The sequence below is a fragment of the Lentzea sp. NPDC004782 genome, from assembly GCF_040609115.1.
GTDB lineage: Bacteria > Actinomycetota > Actinomycetes > Mycobacteriales > Pseudonocardiaceae > Lentzea.
In genome coordinates, this window is record NZ_JBEXJN010000109.1 from 1 (window position 1) to 15,293 (window position 15,293).

The following is a 15,293-nucleotide window of genomic DNA, read 5'->3' on the forward strand; positions in this document are numbered from 1 at the left end:
TGTGGGCCCAATACCACCCCTCGTTGTCTATTCCGGCCCCCTTCATCGACCTCGACCGTCAGTTCAGCAGTTCGAGGAGCTTCTCCGGGGCGTCGTCGCCGAACAGGCTCTGCACCATCTGCTCGGTGTCGCCGATGGTCTGCACCGTGCGCACGAACATGGCCTCCTCGAACTCGCTCAGCGCGGCCTCGACGTCGTTGGGATGCGCCACGAGCGCCTTGGCCAGCTCGGCGCCGTCCAGCATCGCGAGGTTCGCGCCCTCGCCGTTCGCGACGGCCAGGTGGGCGGCGTCACCGATCAGCGTCACGCCCGGCACCACCCGGTCCCAGCGAAGTCCCAGCGGCAGCGCGAAGTGCGGGCGGAACACCGGCGTGGTGTCGGTCTCGGTGATCAACCCGGTCAGCTCCGGTGCCCAGCCCTCGAAGTGCGCCGCGACCTGCACGGGGTCGGTGACGTCGAAGGTGTCGAACCACTCCAGCGGCCGGTTGAACTCGACGTAGGCGTGCAGGGTGTCGCCGCGCTCGCGGTGCGCGAAGATGCCCCTGCCCTGGCCGGGCGCGAACATCGAGCCGCCGCCGACGGCCTTCGCGACCTCCGGGTGCTCGGTGTCGGCGTGGTGGACGTACGTCTCGATGAACGTGACGCCGCCGTACTCGGGCATGACGTCGGTCAGCACGGGACGGACCTTCGACCACGCGCCGTCCGCGCCGACCAGCAGTTCCGCCTCGACCGTGCGGCCGTCGGCGAACGTGACCTCACGGCCGCGCACGGCGGTCACCTTGTGACCCCACCGGACGGTGCCCTCGGGCAGTGAGTCGAGCAGCAGCTGCCGCAGTTCGGCGCGCTGCACCTCGGGCCGCCCGCCGTTGCCGTCGTCGGACTTGTCCAACAGCACGCTGCCGTCGGAGTCGAGGACCCGCATCGCCTCGCGTCCCTCCAGGACCAGGCCGCGGAACTCCTCCATCAGGTCGGCGGCCTCGACGGCGAGCTGGCCGTTGTAGTCGTGGATGTCGAGCATCCCGCCCTGCGTGCGCGCCTTCGGTGACTCCTCCGCCTCGTAGACGACGGACGGGATGCCGTTGACGTGCAGCACGCGGGCGAGGGTGAGACCGCCGAGACCGGCGCCGATGATCGTTACTGGGTTCTGCATGACACGAACACTGACCGGGTCCGCTGGCACCGGCCGCACACACCGCTGGTACTGCACTGACAGACCCTGTCAGGCTGGTGCGCGTGAGCTACCGGTACGAGATCACCCGGGCAGTCGTGCGGCAGGGCATCATCGCGATCATCCGCACCGGCGACGCCTCCTCCGCGGTTCAGGCCGCCGTTCCGCTGCTGGAGGCCGGGCTGACGTCCCTGGAGCTGCCGTTGACGAACCCCGGCGCGCTGGAGGCGATCCGGCAGCTGCGCGCGGACCACCCGAGCGCCACGATCGGCGCGGGCTCCGTGCTGGACGAGGCGTCCGCGGTGGCGGCGATCCGCGCGGGCGCGCAGTTCCTGGTGGCGCCGAACCTGGACGCGGAGGTGATCCGCGCAGGTCATCGGTACGGCGCGGCCGTGCTGCCGGGCGCCGGGACGGTGTCCGAGGTCGTGCGGGCGCTGGAGGCCGGGGCGGACGCGGTGAAGGTCTTCCCGGCGCCGACGCCTCAGTGGGTCAGGGACGTTCTCGCGGTCTTGCCGTACGCGCCGCTCGTGCCGACCGGCGGTGTGGCACCGGCTGACGTGCCCGCGTGGCTGGAGGCGGGCGCGGTGGCGTGCGGGGTCGGGTCGGCCCTCGCCCGCACGCCGCTGGAGGAGATCAGGGCGCTGCTGAGGTAGCTAGTTCGCCGGGCCAGGAGTCATCCCGTTGCACTGCCACTCCACCGGCCCGCTGTAAGGCACGTAGTTACCGGCGAAGATCAGGCGATAGCCACCGGCGCCGGTCTCGTCGTCGGCCTTCCACATCCGATCGGCTTCCGCGCACACCGTCGGCAGCAGCACGACGATCCGGCCGGCGGACGTCAGCCCGAACGCCGAGTTCCGGAAGCGCAGCTCCAGGTCGAACGGCACCAGCCGGTTCGGGTCCACCCCTGGTGGCACGAAAATGCGGAACTTGGCGGCGAGACTGGGGGTCCACACCTGCACCACGTTCGGCACGTTCGGCACGCCAACGAGCCCGTCCGAGGTCGAGCCGAGCAACCTCGCTCCCGGAGACCCCTGCAGCGGGACGTCGTCGCTCCACTGGTTCGAGCCGTCCCGCCAGCCCAGGTGCGCCCACCTGTGCAGCACGCCGTACCTGTCCGTTCCGTAGATGACCCCTGGCTCGGTGGAGATCAGCGAGGTGTAGTCGCGCCAGTCACGACCTGTACCGACGTACCGCCACGAAGTGAGGTCGTTCGACCAGAGAAGCGCGCCGGTGGAGGCGGAGACCCGGTAGTACACGCCACCGGAGTCGTGCAGCTTGCCCGACCAGAACGCCGTGGCCGTGTCGGCCCAGCCGGTCGTGGCAACGACGCTCTCGCTGGTCCAGCGCGACATGGTGGTGCGGTTGGCGTCGAGGCAGAACGTGTGCTGGACGAGACCGCCCGTCGCCGTGATGGCGAAGACCCTGCGCTCCCACTTCCCACACGACGCGACCGCACCGGCGGGTGCCGGCACGACGAGCAACGCGGACAGGCACGCCACCACGGCGACCAGCAACTTGCGCAATCCCATGACGGCAACCTAGGCAGCGACCGGCCCGCGCGGAACGACCGGATCCGGCCACTGACCGCAACCGGTCAGCCGCACCGGCCCGGAAAGTTCATCAACGCTTGATCGATACGACACGGGTGCACGGTTGTGAAGGATTCTCACGTCCTTCACCATCGGGCTCCATGCGCCTGATCACGCTCGCCACCGCCGTCGCGCTCACGATCCCGGCCGCCCCCGCGGTCGCGGCCCCCACCGCCCCGAAGATCGCCACCTACAACGTGTTCATGCTGTCCCGCAACCTCTACCCGAACTGGGGGCAGCTGACGCGCGCCGACCTGATCGACAGCACCGGCGTGCTGAACGGCCAGGACGTCGTGGTGCTGCAGGAGGCGTTCGACAACGCCGCCTCCGACCGGTTGCTGGCCAACCTCCGCGACACCTACCCGTACCAGACCCCGGTGCTCGGCCGCAGCACCGCCGGATGGGACGTCACCTCGGGCGCGTACAGCTCCTCGACGCCGGAGGACGGCGGGGTCGCGGTGCTGAGCAGGTGGCCCGTCACGACCCGGATCCAGCACATCTATCACGACGCGTGCGGCGCGGACTGGTTCTCCAACAAGGGGTTCGCGTACGTGCGGATCGAGGCGCCGACCGGACCGATCCACGTGATCGGCACGCACACGCAGGCCCAGGACTCCAGCTGCACCAGTGCCCCGGCCGGCTACCGGACCAAGCAGCGGGCCGAGCTCAGGGCGTTCCTGACCGCGCGGAACATCCCCGCGTCCGAGCCCGTGTACGTGGCGGGCGACATGAACGTCGTCAAGGCGAGCGACGAGTTCCCGCGCATGGTGAGTGAGCTCGGCGCGGTCACGCCGGAGGTCGTCGGGCACCCGTTCTCGTGGGACTGCGCGGACAACAGCATCTGCCGCGACCAGTACGGGCCGCAGTACGCGTCCGAGCACCTCGACTACGTGCTGACGATCCAGGGCCCCTTGCTGCGCAACGAAACACGGCGGGTGAAGAGTCCTGAGTGGTCGGTCAGCTCGTGGGGACGCAAGTACACCTACACGGACCTGTCCGACCACTACCCCGTGTTCGCCGGCTGAGCGCGGCGTGCCTGGTGCTCGATGAAGGGTTCCTTCCTCCACCTCAAGTGGAGGAAGGAACCCTTCATCGACGTCGCCAGACCCCGGCCTCAGAGGTAGCGGCGCAGCAGGTCCTCCTCCGTTTCGCGGCGCACGATCGGCCGTGCCGAGCCGTCCTTGACCGCCACGACCGGTGGCCGGCCCACCTGGTTGTAGTTCGAGGCCAGCGCGTGGTGGTACGCGCCGGTCACGGGCACCGCGAGCAGATCACCCGCACGCACGTCGGCGGGCAGCGGTACGTCCTCGGCCAGCACGTCACCGGCCTCGCAGTGCCGTCCCACCACGGTCATCGGCTGCGATCTGCCGCCACGGCCCACCAACCGCACGACGTACTTGGCGCCGTACAAGGCCGGACGCGGGTTGTCGCTCATGCCGCCGTCGACGGCCACGAAGGTGCGGTTGACACCGCGTTTGACCGCGCAGACCCGGTACAGCGTCACGCCGGCCCGCGCGACGATCGACCGGCCCGGTTCGACGAGCAGGCGGGGAACCGGCACCCGGTGCAGCGCGCATTCGTAGTTCAGCGTGCCGTGAACCCGTTGCGCGAAGCCGAAGAGGTCGAACGACGGCTCGCCCGGCAGGTAGGGCGCGCAGAAGCCGCCGCCCAGGTCGAGCTGCTCGATCCGCGCCCCGCACGAGGCGATCAAGCCGACCACGCGCCGGACGGTTTCCTCGTACGAGGCCACGTGCCGGACCTGCGAGCCGATGTGGCAGTGCAGGCCGACCAGGCGCAGCGAAGGTTGCTCGACCACCCGCAGCACGGCCTCCAGCGCGGCACCGGAAGCCAGCGAGAAACCGAACTTCTGGTCCTCCACCCCGGTCGCGACGGCCGCGTGCGTGTGCGCGTCCACGCCCGGCGTCACGCGGATCATGACCTGCTGGCCGTTCCGGGCCAGGGCACCGAGCTGGGCGATCTCGTCGAACGAGTCGACGACGACCCGCGAGACCCCGTACGCCAGCGCGGCCTTGAGGTCCTCTGCGGTCTTCACGTTGCCGTGCACGACGATCCGCGAGGCGGGAAACCCGGCGGCACGGGCCAGCGCGAGCTCACCGGCCGAGGACACGTCCAGCGACAGGCCCAGCGCGACCATCCAGCGGTAGACCTCGGGGCACGGCAGCGACTTGCCCGCGAACACCACCTCCACGTCCGGCAGCGCGGACACGAACGCGGCGGCCCGGCTGCGGACCGTCGACTCGTCCAGCACCTGGCACGGCGTGCCGAACTGGGCCGCCAGCCGCGTCGCGGGGACTCCACCGATGACGAGGTCCGAGCCGGCCAGGTGGGTTCCGTCCGGCCACAGACCCTCTTCCAGCACCGGCTCGGTGGCGCATCCGATGCTGGGCAGCAACTCCGCGAGTGTCATGGCTCGATTGCACGCCGATCGGGGAAGCCTGCCCAGCGCTCGGACGAGACCCTGACACTCCGGACGCCGACCTTGACGCGATCCTGACGACGGTGGTGACCCAGGTCATGTGAGATCGTGTGGCTCGTGACTCGGGTTTCTGCGGTCGCCGACCTCCTGCCCGCGTCGGGACTGGTCGCGGTCGACGGCGTGGACGGCGCGGGCAAGACCACGTTCGCCGACGCACTGGCCGCGGTGCTGCGCGCGAAGGGCCGGACCGTCGTTCGCGCGTCCGTGGACGACTTCCACCACCCGAGCGCGATCCGGTGGCAGCGCGGACGGACGTCACCGGAAGGCTTCTTCCTGGACAGCTACGACTACGAGCGGTTCGCCGAGCACCTGCTCGTCCCGTTCGCCGCCGGGCAGCCGTTCCGGCGGGCGAGCCACGACCTGGCTTCCGACGCCTATGTGGACGCACCGCTTGAGGTCGTGTCGGAGCCCGCGATCCTGCTGGTGGACGGCATCTTCCTGCACCGCGACGAGCTCGTGCACCACTGGGACTTCTCGGTGTTCCTGTCCGTCGACTTCGCGGTGTCCTTCGCGCGGATGGCGGTCCGGGACGGCTGTCCGTCCGATCCGGACGATCCCCGCAACCGCCGGTACGTCGAGGGGCAACGGCTGTACTTGGCGAAGTGCGATCCGGCCGGTCGCGCCGACCTCGTGATCGACCACAACTGAAGTACGGTGGCGCGCGTGACCGAGGCCGCCCAGAAGACGACCCAGAAGACGACCCAGAAGACGACGCAGAAGACCGCGCAGCTCCCCCAGTGCCCGCAGTGCGAGTCCGACGACCTGCGCCCGTACGGCAACGGTTCCAAGTGGATCTGCCCGAGCTGCAGGTTCCTGGCGCCCTGCTGCGAGCCCGACACCGCCTGCCACTGGTAGACCGAACCCCAAATCGTTACCCGGCGTGATAACACCTGGTCACCTCCCGACGACGTACTGGCCACAGCGTCCGAACGGCGTAGCGAGGAGGCCGCCATGGCGACCACGTTCTGGGCTTGGATCGTGTCCGCTCTCGTCATCGTGCTGCTCGCGGTGGTGATCCCCAGCCGTCTCGGCGCGCAGAACGTGCTGCGCGACTCGCGCGGCCGGTACAGCCTGTCGCGGCTGCAGCTCATGATCTGGATGGTCACGCTGCTCTCGCTGGTCAGCGGCATGGTGTTCGGGCGGTTCGCGGCGGGGCAGGTCGACGTGGCCGGGTTCGGCATCCCGGACCAGGTGCTGAAGCTGCTGAGCATCTCGCTCGGGTCGGCGGTGGTGGCGGCGGCCGTCAAGGTCGTCAAGAACACGAACCGGCCGGAGTGCGTGGCCGCCTACCCCGAGGGGAAGGAGGGCGGGCGGTTGACGGAGATGCTGACGGTCGAGGAGGGCGCGTCGGCGGGGCGGTCCATCGACCTGGCGAAGTTCCAGAACCTCGTCATCACGGTGCTGCTGGTGCTGGCGTACGTCGCGCAGGCGGTGTCGGCGCTCAAGGCCGTCGACAACCCGGCGGGGATCGGTGGGCTGCCGGCGTTCTCGGGCACGTTCCTGGTGCTGCTCGCGGTGAGTCACGCGGCGTACCTGCTGGGCAAGCTGCCGTCGCCGGTGGGCACTCCCGAGGGCGGCACCATGCGTGAGCGGCTCGACTCCGCCGCATCGGAAGCATCGGAGGCGGATGTGGTCAAGACCGTCCCCGAGGTGCGCACGGCGTGATATCCACTCGCGAGTGATCGAGCGAGTGCGCCGCGAGGACACGTGGCACCGCAAGGCCGGAAGCTCCTATCCGGACCCGTACCGGATCATGCGGGTCCAGTTCCCGATCGTCGAGGAGCTGCGGGACACCCCGCGCGAGACGTGGCCGCAGCGCGACGCGTTGCCGACGGCGCTGCACTTCCTGGCGGAGACGTTCGAGGACTGCGGGTGGGACGACCTGGCCCTGCGCGTCCAGCACGAGCTGCTGGAGCTGCACCGGGAGGCAGGCGATCTCCCGCAGGTGCTGCGGGTGCTGAGCTCGATCCGCGCCAACCTCGTCCGGCAGGAGCTGTTCGAGGACGCGCTCAGGTTCGCGCGGGCGGAGCGCTCGCTCGCCGTCCAGCTCGCCGCGGCCGGCGGGTACCACGTCGTCACCGCCAACGACGCCCGCTACTGGGTGAGCCACGTGCTCGACAAGCTCGGCCGGTACGAGGAGGCCGCGCGCAACACCGCTGAGGCGGTCGCCGAGCGGCGCGGGCAGGAGCCGGTGAAGGACGGGCCGCCGGAGGGCTATCCGCTGGCGCACGCCCTGCTGGAGTACGCCAGGCGGCTCGACAAGATCGGCCGGGGCGAGGACGCCATCGAGCACGCCGCGGAGGCCGCCGCGTTCTGGCGACGACAGCGCGGCGCGTCCACGACCTGCTACAACGTGTTCGACGAGCTGAGTCTCCTGCAGCTGCGCGCCGGACGGTTCGACGACGCCCGCGCTTCCCACGCCGAGGCCGTCGCGATCTTCCGGGAAGGCGCCGAACGCACGGGTAAATGGGAGTTCCGCAACCACCTCGCCGGTGCGCTGCACAACCACGGCAACCGGCTGCACGACCTGGGACTCGACGAGGAGGCGCTGGCGCCGGCCGGGGAGTCGGTCGAGGGCTACCGCGCCCTCGCCGCGGAGGCCGAACGGCCTGAGCTCAGGACGAAGATGGAGGTGCGGCTCGCCCTCGCGCTCGTCTCGCTCAGCGGCCGGCTGCACGACACGGGCAGGCTCGACGAGTCGCTCGCGGCCAGCGACGAGGCCATCGCGCTCGCCTCCCGCCACCCCGGCGACGGCCTCGCCCGCCAGGAGCTGGCACGGGCCTGGGGCAACCGGGCCAGTGTGCTGATCAGCCGCGGCGACCACCGGGAGGCCGCGGCCGCGGCGCGGAAAGGCCTCGACCTGTACGAGACGCCGCAGGACAAAGCCAGGGCGCGCAACACCTTCGCCGTCGCGTCCGCGCACGTCGGCGACCTCGACGTCGCGCTGGAGGCGTCGCTGCGGGCGGTCGCCGAGTACCGCGAGTGGTACGCGGAGAACCCGTCCGGGTACGCCTACCTGCTGGCCGACGCGCTCACCGACCACGCGCTGATCCGGGTGATGCGCGACGAAAGAGCGGAGGCCGAGAGGGTGATCACCGAGGCCCTCGCGCTGCACGAACAGCTCGCCGCCGCGAATCCCGGCCGCTACCAACGGGAACTGGACCGCACTCGGGCTGTCGCCGCGCAGCTGCAGTAGAAAGGGGCGCCGCTCACGAGAGCGACGCCCCAACCGAGCCGCAAGATCACTTACCGCTGCGGTACGCCGTCCAGGCGCTCTGCATGCGGGTGTTCTGACCAGGGGTGAACTGGTTGTAGCAACCGTCGTACGAGTAGTCCATGTAGTTGTGGATCGGGTCTACGCCCGGCGCGGGGCACGTGTCCTTGCCCTCCGGGCAGCCCGACGTGGAGGTCTTCTGCGCCGGGGTGTCCGCGACACCGTCGTTGGTCGAGCTGCAGCCACCCTGGAAGGTGTGGAAGAGGCCCATCCAGTGACCGGTCTCGTGCGTGAGCGTCTTGCCCAGGTTGAAGTTCGCGGTCACACCACCGGGGACGGTGTCGTAGTCGATCACGACGCCGTCCATCTCCGGAGCGCTCTTGTACGAGTTCGGGAACGTGGCGAACCCGAAGAGGTCGGGGAGGTCGACGGACCAGACGTTGAGCGTGGACGCCGAACCGACGCGCGTCTTGCTCTTCATGTCACGTTCGACGGTGGCGTTGGCGTCGTCGGGGTTGACGCTGGTGAACCACGTGTCGTTGGTGTAGCGCTTGGTCTGCTGCAACACGAACTTGAACCCGGTGTTGGCCGCCGCGGTCGACTCCGCGCCGCCGAAGCCGTCGTTGAGCACCTTGATCTGCTTGGCGATGGTGGCGTCGGACATGGCTCCCGTGCCGGACGAGTTCTGCACGATGTGGAAGACCACGTTGATCGTGCCGCCCGTGGCCAGCGCGGAGAGGTCGGTGCGGGCGCTCGCCTGCTGCTTCACCTTCGTCAGCAAATCGGCGTTCATCCGCGCGACCTCGGCGTCGGAGAGCTCGTTGTGCTCCTTGCCGTGGCTGCCGGGCAGTGCGCGAGCTGCGGAGTGCACGTCAGCGCACTCCACGGATCCGGCTGCGGCGATGGCAGGAGAACCGCCGAGCAGGGTGACCGCGCCCGCCGCGAGAACAGTGGCCGCGAAGGCCGCGGGGACGCGCTTCTTCGATGAGAACATTGAACCTTTCCTTCATGCAGGGTGAAGGAATGGTGACTCATGCACGGTCCTTTGTGGATCTTGACGTTTTCACAGGATTCGAACGTCATCGACGGGCAACCCCGTCCACCACCGGTTGAAACGCCGGTAGACCTGCGGTTCCCGGTCGCCGAGGAACTTGTGCAGCGCCCGCGCCTCCTCGGCGAGACCGGCCCATTGGTCCTCACCAAGAGCGTGGAAGGCGCTCGCCTCGATGCCGCCGTTCTCGTGGGGACGCCAGACCCCTGCCACATGACCGTCAACGAGAAGTGTCGGCAACGTGTCGCCGTTGTTGCGGATGACGAGCTTGCGGTACTGCTCCGGGATGATCCGGCTGCGGTCGGCGTAGGCGAGCAACGTGCTGTCCCACATGGGCATCAACCGGGGCGGCGCCGGGGTGTCCTCGTCCGGGACGGTCCGATGTGGAAGGTCGAAGTGGGCGCCGTCGCGCACCACGTCGAGCAGCTCCAGCGCCTCCCGGATCGAGGCGCGCGGCAGCATGGTGAACTGGTTCATGTCCGGGACGGTCGCGGGCCCGAACCCGCTGAGGTAACGCCGGAGCAGCTCCGCCAGGCACTCCAGCCGTTCGCGCGGCGGCGTCGGCACCGACCGGTAGACCGGCCGCGGCCCGAACGACCACGGCCCGCCCGTCGGGGCGTGCACGAGACCGCCGTACGTCCGCAGCGCCCACCAGGCGCCGGGCTGCCCGACGTCACCGGCGTGGGAGTGCAGCAACTTCTCGATCTCGGCCTTCTCGCGCGGCTCCCGGGCGAACTCCAGCACGTGCGCGAGCAGCGCGTCGGCCTGCTCGATCGTGAGGTCCATGCCCTTGAACCGCTTGTCGTGCAACCGGGACGCGCGCAACGCGGGCAGCATCGCGTGGTGGAACACCTCGTGGTCGGCGGCCGTGACCGCGTGCAGGGTGATCCTCATCAGCGACGCCTTGCGGACCGCCCCGCTCGTGAACGCGGCGTCCAGTTCGGCCGGGTCGAAGCCCTCGACCCGGTTCCAGAGCGCGAGGTACGGCGACGCGGGTTCCTGCGCCTGGATCGCGACGATCCTCTCCACCGCCGTCAGCACGTCCACCGGTTCGCGCTCCAGCAGCATCTGCCGTTGCAGCGTGGCGCGGTTGAGCTGACGTGCGGTGTAGGTCATGCCGGTGATCCTGGCTCACCGCAGCTTCGACGGCCACCAGATTCGGCCGCCGACGTCCACCGACAGCGCGGGCACCAGCAACGACCGCACCAGCAACGTGTCCAGCAGGACGCCGAACGCCACGATGAACGCGATCTGCGTGAGGAACAGGATCGGCAGCACGGCGAGCGCGGCGAACGTCGCGGCCAGCACCACACCGGCCGACGTGATCACGCCGCCGGTCAGGCTGAGACCCCGCACCGTGCCCTCGACCGTGCCGAGCCGCCGGGTCTCCTCGCGGACGCGGGTCATCAGGAAGATGTTGTAGTCGATGCCCAGCGCCACCAGGAACACGAACCCGAACAGCGGCACCACCGGATCCGCGCCGGGGAAGCCGAAGACGTGGTTGAACACCAGCGCCGACACGCCCATCGTGGCCGCGAACGACAGCACGACCGTGGCGATCAGCAGGACCGGCGCCAGCAACGACCTCAGCAGCAGCGCGAGCACGAGGAAGATCACCAGCAGCACGATCGGGATGATCAGCAACCGGTCGTGCTCCGAGGTCTTCCTGGTGTCCAGCAACGTCGCGGTCTGCCCGCCGACCTTCGCGTCGTCGATCCCGTGCACCGCCGCACGGATGCGCTCGACCGTCGCCACCGCGGCGTCCGAGTCCGGCGCGTCCTTCAGCGTCGCCTCGACGCGGACCAGGCCGTCCGCCGTACCGGCCGGCCGCACGTCCGCGACGCCATCCACTTTGGACTTCTGCAGAACGTCGGCGGTCGCGCTCTCGGCGGCGATGACGACCGTGGGCGACCCGGTGCCGCCCGGGAAGTGCCGCGACAGCACCTCCTGCCCGGTAGCGGACTCGACCTCGGTCAGGAACACGTCGGACTGCGCCGTGCCGGAGGCCTTGAGCTGCGGCAGGAACGCGGCACCCGCGAGCAGCACGAGCGTCGTGACGACCCAGATCGCACGGGGCTTGCGGCGCACCAGATCCGCCGTGCGGCCCCACAACCCGCTCGTCTCCGGGTGCGGCGAGCCGAGCTTCGGCGCGAACGGCCAGAACGCGGCGCGGCCGAGCAGTGCGAGCACCGCGGGCAGGAACGTCATCGTGGTCAGCAGCGCGGCCGCGATGCCGATGGCCGCCACGGGTCCGAGCCCCTTGTTCGAGTCGAGGTCGCTGAACAGCAGGCACAGCACGCCGAGGATCACCGTGCCCGCCGACGCGGCGATGGGTTCGACCGTGCCGCGCCAGGCCGTGCGGACGGCCGCGAACCGGTCCCCGGTGTCGCGCAACTCCTCGCGGAATCTCGCGACCAGCAGCAACGCGTAGTCCGTCGCCGCGCCGAACACGAGGATCGAGAGAATGCCCTGGCTCTGACCGTTGAGCGCCAGCACGTCGTTCTTGGCCAGCAGGTACACGACGAAGCTGGCCAGGCCGAGCGCGAACACCGCCGACACCAGCACGACGAGCGGCAGCAACGGGCTCCGGTAGACCACGAGCAGGATCAACGCGACCACCGCACCCGCGACGACCAGCAGCAACCCGTCGATGCCGCCGAACGCCTCCACGAGGTCGGCGACCTGCGCGGCCGGTCCGGTGACCAGCACGGTCAGGCCCGGCGGGGCGCCGCGCGCGCCGTCGCGCAGCTGCAGGACCGCGTCGCGGACCTTCTTCGCCGGGTCGAGCAGCACGACGATCTGGGCGGCCTCGTTGTCGTTCGGCGCGGGGATGACCGGCGAGGCCTGGAAGCCCCTGCCGCGGTCGGCCAGGAACTTCCGGTCCTGCTCGGTCAGCCCGCCCTTGCGTTCGACCAGGACGATCGCCGGGATCGCGTTGCTGCGCTGGAACTTCTTCTGCAACTCGGCGACCTGCGTCGACTCGGCGGAGTTCGGCAGGAACGCGCTGCTGTCGTTCTTCGCGACCTCCGAGAGCTTGCCCGCGTACGGCCCGGTGAAGCCGCCCAGCGCGAGCCAGACGACGAGCAGGACCCCGGCCAGGACTCGCATCAGCATTCCTTCGATCGTCGAATCATTCGATGGCCGAACTGTATGCTGGTGACGTGAGCGACGCAAGTGACTACGACCTGAGCATGCTGGTGCGGGCGCTGGTGATGGAGTCGAACCGGTTCCTGGAGATCTTCAGCGCGGCCCACCGGCTGCACCCCACCGACATGACGGCGCTGAACCTGATCATGACGACCCGCTCCCCCATGACACCGGGCGCGCTCGCGAAGGCGCTGAACCTCAGCGCGTCGGCCACGACGTCCGTGCTGGACCGGCTGGAACGCGCCGGTCACGTCGTCCGCGACCGCGACCCGGACGACCGCCGCCGGGTCGAGCTCCGGGTGCTCGACGCGGCGACGGCGCTCGCTTCGACGTTCTTCCAGCCGCTGGCGCGGGAGTACTCCTCGGCGTGGGCGCGACTGAGCGACGCGGACCGCGAGGTCGTGGCCAGGTTCCTGACCACGACGACCGAGGCGACGGCACGGGTGCGTGCGGCCGTGACCTCAGATCCGGCGCCCGCACACGAGAAGTAGCAGCTCCTGGGCCGGCCGCCGGACCGGCTCACCCTCACCGAACGACCAGTCCAGGTCGATGGCCTCCAGGCGCTTGCCCTGGAGGTCCGCACCGAAGTACTTCACGCTGCGCGCGGTCATGCCGTCGAGGACGAGCCGGAGCCTGTCGTGCGGCACCTTGCGTTCCAGTCCGAGCGCGACGGTGATGTCCAGGCCGTGGATGACGTCGTGCGAGAGAGCGCCCACGAGGCCGCCACCGGGTGGGGTCCAGGGGTTGTCGATGTTGGCCTTCAGGGTCCTGACGAGGTCGTCAGTGGACAGTCTCGCCGCGTCCTGCCTGGCCATGCGGTTCGAGGCGTGGTTGAACCGGCCGGCCGACCTGATCATCTCCAGCAGCACCCGGCCGCGCGAGCTGTGGAACGGCAGCGTCGTGTGGGCGACGACCTCCCTGACGCGCCAGCCCTCGCACAGGCTCGGCGCGTCCCACTGCTCCTGCGTGAGCTCGGCGAGGAGTTCGGACTGGTCACGGCGTTCCGCCGCCACCGCGGCCCTGATTTCTTCGGTCATGCCCTTTCCTACGAGCCGGCCGACGGAAACTCATCGGTCCGCGTAGGGTCCGTGGCGTGATCGAGACGCTGGAGCCGTTCCGGGTCGAGCTGACCGGCTACTGCTACCGCGTGCTCGGCTCCGGTTTCGAGGCCGAGGACGCCGTGCAGGAGACGCTCGTGCGCGCGTGGAAGGCCTACGACAGCTTCGACTCCGCGCGCGGCTCGCTGCGGACGTGGCTCTACCGCATCGCCACGAACATCTGCATCGACATGCAGCGGTCCGCCCAGCGCCGGGCGCTGGCCGTCGACCTGGGACCTTCCGGCGGCCAGATCGGGGAACCGCTGCCCGAGCGGGTGTTCGTGCAACCCGTGCCCGACGCGTTGGTGCTGCCCGAGGACCAGGCCATCCGCAAGGAGACCGTGCGACTCGCGTTCGTGGCCGCGCTGCAGCACCTGCCGCCGCGGCAGCGCGTGGTGCTGATCCTGCGGGACGTGCTGGCGTGGCAGGCCGCCGAGGTCGCGGCGCTGCTGGACATCTCGGTGGCCTCGGCCAACAGCGCGCTGCAACGAGCGCGGGCCACGTTGCGCGACGTCGACCCCGGCGAACCGTTGAACCCCGCCGATCCCGTGCAGAAGTCGTTGCTGCGCCGGTACTGCGAGGCGTTCGACCGCCACGACGTGCAGACGCTGGTGGCGTTGCTGCACGAGGACGCCACGATGTCGATGCCGCCGTTCAGCTGGTGGCTGCGGGGCCGTGCGGCGATCGCGGCCGCGTGGAACGACCCGAACGCGTCCTGCGCCGGCGCCTGGCTCGTGCCGGTGCGGGCGAACGGTTCGCCCGCGTACTGGCAGATGCGGCCGGGGATGGACCGGCCGTTCGCGCTGGTGTTCGTCGACGTCCGCGACGGGCTGATCACGAACACCACGACGTTCCTCAACGTGCCGGAACTGCTGCCGCTCTTCGCCTAGGCTGCGCGACGTGATCCGGATCGTGCCGTCGGACGAGGTGCCGTGGGAGGACGTCGAGGCGATCTTCGACGGGTCCGAGCCCGGCAAGTGCCACTGCCAGCGCTACAAGGTGAAGGGCTGGCTGTGGCGCGACTCGACGCTGGACGAGCGCGTTGCCGCGCACGAGGAGCAGTCCGCCCGCGGCAGCGGGCTCGTGGCCTACGTGGACGGCCGGCCCGCCGGGTGGGTCGCGGTCGAGCCGCGGTGCGACTACCCGAAGCTGCTCGACCTGCCGATCCCGTGGAAGGGTCGCGCCGAGGACAAAGACGACGACGGCGTGTGGGCCGTGACGTGTTTTGTGGTGCGCAAGGGTTTCCGTCGGCAGGGCCTCACCTACGAGCTCGCGGCGGCGACCGTCGAGCACGCGCGGGCTCGCGGTGCCCGCGCGGTCGAGGCCTATCCGATGATCACCGCGCCCGGCCAGAACGTCACCTGGGGTGAGATGCACGTCGGCGCGCGGCAGGTGTTCGAGGAGGCGGGGTTCACCCAGGTCACCCACCCCACCAGACGACGTTCCGTGATGAGGGTGGACTTCGCCGTCGGGGGGAGGGGGCACTTTTAACGCGTGGGGGGGGAATTTTTGGGTTAAGGTGGGCCGGGG

The 15,293-nt window shown here is 70.1% G+C and carries 16 protein-coding genes; 9 read left to right on the forward strand and 7 right to left on the reverse strand.

All coding sequences use genetic code 11. From position 1 onward, the window contains the following. Nucleotides 1-58: 58 nt before the first annotated feature. On the reverse strand, nucleotides 59-1,150 hold the full coding sequence (locus tag ABZV40_RS44725; protein ID WP_355456122.1) for an NAD(P)/FAD-dependent oxidoreductase: 1,092 nt from the start codon (nucleotides 1,148-1,150) through the stop codon (nucleotides 59-61). Nucleotides 1,151-1,233: 83 nt separating this feature from the next. Here ABZV40_RS44725 and ABZV40_RS44730 point away from each other — a divergent pair, with 83 nt between their 5' ends. After that, nucleotides 1,234-1,821: a bifunctional 4-hydroxy-2-oxoglutarate aldolase/2-dehydro-3-deoxy-phosphogluconate aldolase gene (locus tag ABZV40_RS44730; protein ID WP_355456124.1), complete on the forward strand. Its 588-nt coding sequence runs from the start codon at nucleotides 1,234-1,236 to the stop codon at nucleotides 1,819-1,821. On the opposite strand, the gene ABZV40_RS44735 is transcribed toward ABZV40_RS44730, so the two are convergent. Beyond that, nucleotides 1,822-2,697 carry a hypothetical protein gene (locus ABZV40_RS44735; RefSeq protein WP_355456126.1) on the reverse strand — a complete coding sequence of 292 codons (876 nt, stop codon included), beginning with the start codon at nucleotides 2,695-2,697 and terminating at the stop codon, nucleotides 1,822-1,824. Nucleotides 2,698-2,858: 161 nt separating this feature from the next. On the opposite strand from ABZV40_RS44735, the gene sph reads away from it, so the two are divergent. After that, nucleotides 2,859-3,782, forward strand: a complete 924-nt coding sequence (sph, locus tag ABZV40_RS44740; RefSeq protein WP_355456128.1) for a sphingomyelin phosphodiesterase — start codon at nucleotides 2,859-2,861, stop codon at nucleotides 3,780-3,782. Nucleotides 3,783-3,871: 89 nt separating this feature from the next. On the opposite strand, the gene lysA is transcribed toward sph, so the two are convergent. Next, the gene (gene lysA, locus ABZV40_RS44745) at nucleotides 3,872-5,185 is read right to left on the reverse strand and encodes a diaminopimelate decarboxylase (RefSeq protein WP_355456130.1); all 1,314 of its coding nucleotides are present in this window, start codon (nucleotides 5,183-5,185) and stop codon (nucleotides 3,872-3,874) included. 126 nt (nucleotides 5,186-5,311) lie between these two features. Here lysA and ABZV40_RS44750 point away from each other — a divergent pair, with 126 nt between their 5' ends. From ABZV40_RS44750 to ABZV40_RS44765, 4 genes are all read left to right on the forward strand, one after another. Further along, the gene (locus ABZV40_RS44750) at nucleotides 5,312-5,902 is read left to right on the forward strand and encodes a uridine kinase (protein ID WP_355456132.1); all 591 of its coding nucleotides are present in this window, start codon (nucleotides 5,312-5,314) and stop codon (nucleotides 5,900-5,902) included. 15 nt (nucleotides 5,903-5,917) lie between these two features. Further along, on the forward strand, nucleotides 5,918-6,109 hold the full coding sequence (locus ABZV40_RS44755; protein ID WP_355456134.1) for a hypothetical protein: 192 nt from the start codon (nucleotides 5,918-5,920) through the stop codon (nucleotides 6,107-6,109). 96 nt (nucleotides 6,110-6,205) lie between these two features. Next, a complete protein-coding gene (locus ABZV40_RS44760) occupies nucleotides 6,206-6,919 on the forward strand; it encodes a hypothetical protein (RefSeq protein ID WP_355456136.1) in 714 nt (237 codons plus the stop codon). A gap of 13 nt (nucleotides 6,920-6,932) precedes the next feature. Continuing rightward, on the forward strand, nucleotides 6,933-8,450 hold the full coding sequence (locus ABZV40_RS44765; protein WP_355456138.1) for a hypothetical protein: 1,518 nt from the start codon (nucleotides 6,933-6,935) through the stop codon (nucleotides 8,448-8,450). Nucleotides 8,451-8,496: 46 nt separating this feature from the next. Here ABZV40_RS44765 and ABZV40_RS44770 read toward each other — a convergent pair whose 3' ends face one another. The 3 genes from ABZV40_RS44770 to ABZV40_RS44780 form a co-directional block, all read right to left on the reverse strand. Beyond that, the gene (locus ABZV40_RS44770) at nucleotides 8,497-9,462 is read right to left on the reverse strand and encodes a zinc metalloprotease (RefSeq protein WP_355456140.1); all 966 of its coding nucleotides are present in this window, start codon (nucleotides 9,460-9,462) and stop codon (nucleotides 8,497-8,499) included. A gap of 69 nt (nucleotides 9,463-9,531) precedes the next feature. Continuing rightward, nucleotides 9,532-10,635 carry a winged helix DNA-binding domain-containing protein gene (locus tag ABZV40_RS44775; RefSeq protein ID WP_355456142.1) on the reverse strand — a complete coding sequence of 368 codons (1,104 nt, stop codon included), beginning with the start codon at nucleotides 10,633-10,635 and terminating at the stop codon, nucleotides 9,532-9,534. Between the two features lie 15 nt (nucleotides 10,636-10,650). Beyond that, complete coding sequence (locus ABZV40_RS44780) at nucleotides 10,651-12,627, reverse strand: MMPL family transporter (protein WP_355456152.1); 1,977 nt, start codon at nucleotides 12,625-12,627, stop codon at nucleotides 10,651-10,653. A 53-nt stretch (nucleotides 12,628-12,680) separates the two neighbouring features. On the opposite strand from ABZV40_RS44780, the gene ABZV40_RS44785 reads away from it, so the two are divergent. Continuing rightward, nucleotides 12,681-13,157 carry a MarR family transcriptional regulator gene (locus ABZV40_RS44785; RefSeq protein ID WP_355456144.1) on the forward strand — a complete coding sequence of 159 codons (477 nt, stop codon included), beginning with the start codon at nucleotides 12,681-12,683 and terminating at the stop codon, nucleotides 13,155-13,157. Here the strand turns inward: ABZV40_RS44785 and ABZV40_RS44790 are convergent. Further along, nucleotides 13,128-13,703 carry a maleylpyruvate isomerase family mycothiol-dependent enzyme gene (locus ABZV40_RS44790; protein ID WP_355456146.1) on the reverse strand — a complete coding sequence of 192 codons (576 nt, stop codon included), beginning with the start codon at nucleotides 13,701-13,703 and terminating at the stop codon, nucleotides 13,128-13,130. The two genes, ABZV40_RS44785 and ABZV40_RS44790, sit on opposite strands and share 30 nt — an antisense overlap. A gap of 56 nt (nucleotides 13,704-13,759) precedes the next feature. Between ABZV40_RS44790 and ABZV40_RS44795 the strand changes: the two genes are divergently transcribed. Both ABZV40_RS44795 and ABZV40_RS44800 read left to right on the forward strand, forming a co-directional pair. Further along, the gene (locus tag ABZV40_RS44795; RefSeq protein WP_355456148.1) at nucleotides 13,760-14,653 is read left to right on the forward strand and encodes an RNA polymerase subunit sigma-70; all 894 of its coding nucleotides are present in this window, start codon (nucleotides 13,760-13,762) and stop codon (nucleotides 14,651-14,653) included. Between the two features lie 10 nt (nucleotides 14,654-14,663). Further along, on the forward strand, nucleotides 14,664-15,254 hold the full coding sequence (locus ABZV40_RS44800) for a GNAT family N-acetyltransferase (protein ID WP_355456150.1): 591 nt from the start codon (nucleotides 14,664-14,666) through the stop codon (nucleotides 15,252-15,254). Nucleotides 15,255-15,293 lie beyond the last annotated feature (39 nt).

Excerpts from the sequence above, each read along its gene's own strand:
- ABZV40_RS44725 (WP_355456122.1), bottom strand. The coding sequence starts at position 1,150 with ATGCAGAACCCAGTAACGATCATCGGCGCCGGTCTCGGCGGTCTCACC.
- ABZV40_RS44735 (WP_355456126.1), bottom strand. The coding sequence starts at position 2,697 with ATGGGATTGCGCAAGTTGCTGGTCGCCGTGGTGGCGTGCCTGTCCGCG.
- sph (WP_355456128.1), top strand. The coding sequence starts at position 2,859 with ATGCGCCTGATCACGCTCGCCACCGCCGTCGCGCTCACGATCCCGGCC.
- lysA (WP_355456130.1), bottom strand. The coding sequence starts at position 5,185 with ATGACACTCGCGGAGTTGCTGCCCAGCATCGGATGCGCCACCGAGCCG.
- ABZV40_RS44760 (WP_355456136.1), top strand. The coding sequence starts at position 6,206 with ATGGCGACCACGTTCTGGGCTTGGATCGTGTCCGCTCTCGTCATCGTG.
- ABZV40_RS44770 (WP_355456140.1), bottom strand. The coding sequence starts at position 9,462 with ATGTTCTCATCGAAGAAGCGCGTCCCCGCGGCCTTCGCGGCCACTGTT.
- ABZV40_RS44775 (WP_355456142.1), bottom strand. The coding sequence starts at position 10,635 with ATGACCTACACCGCACGTCAGCTCAACCGCGCCACGCTGCAACGGCAG.
- ABZV40_RS44780 (WP_355456152.1), bottom strand. The coding sequence starts at position 12,627 with ATGCGAGTCCTGGCCGGGGTCCTGCTCGTCGTCTGGCTCGCGCTGGGC.
- ABZV40_RS44790 (WP_355456146.1), bottom strand. The coding sequence starts at position 13,703 with ATGACCGAAGAAATCAGGGCCGCGGTGGCGGCGGAACGCCGTGACCAG.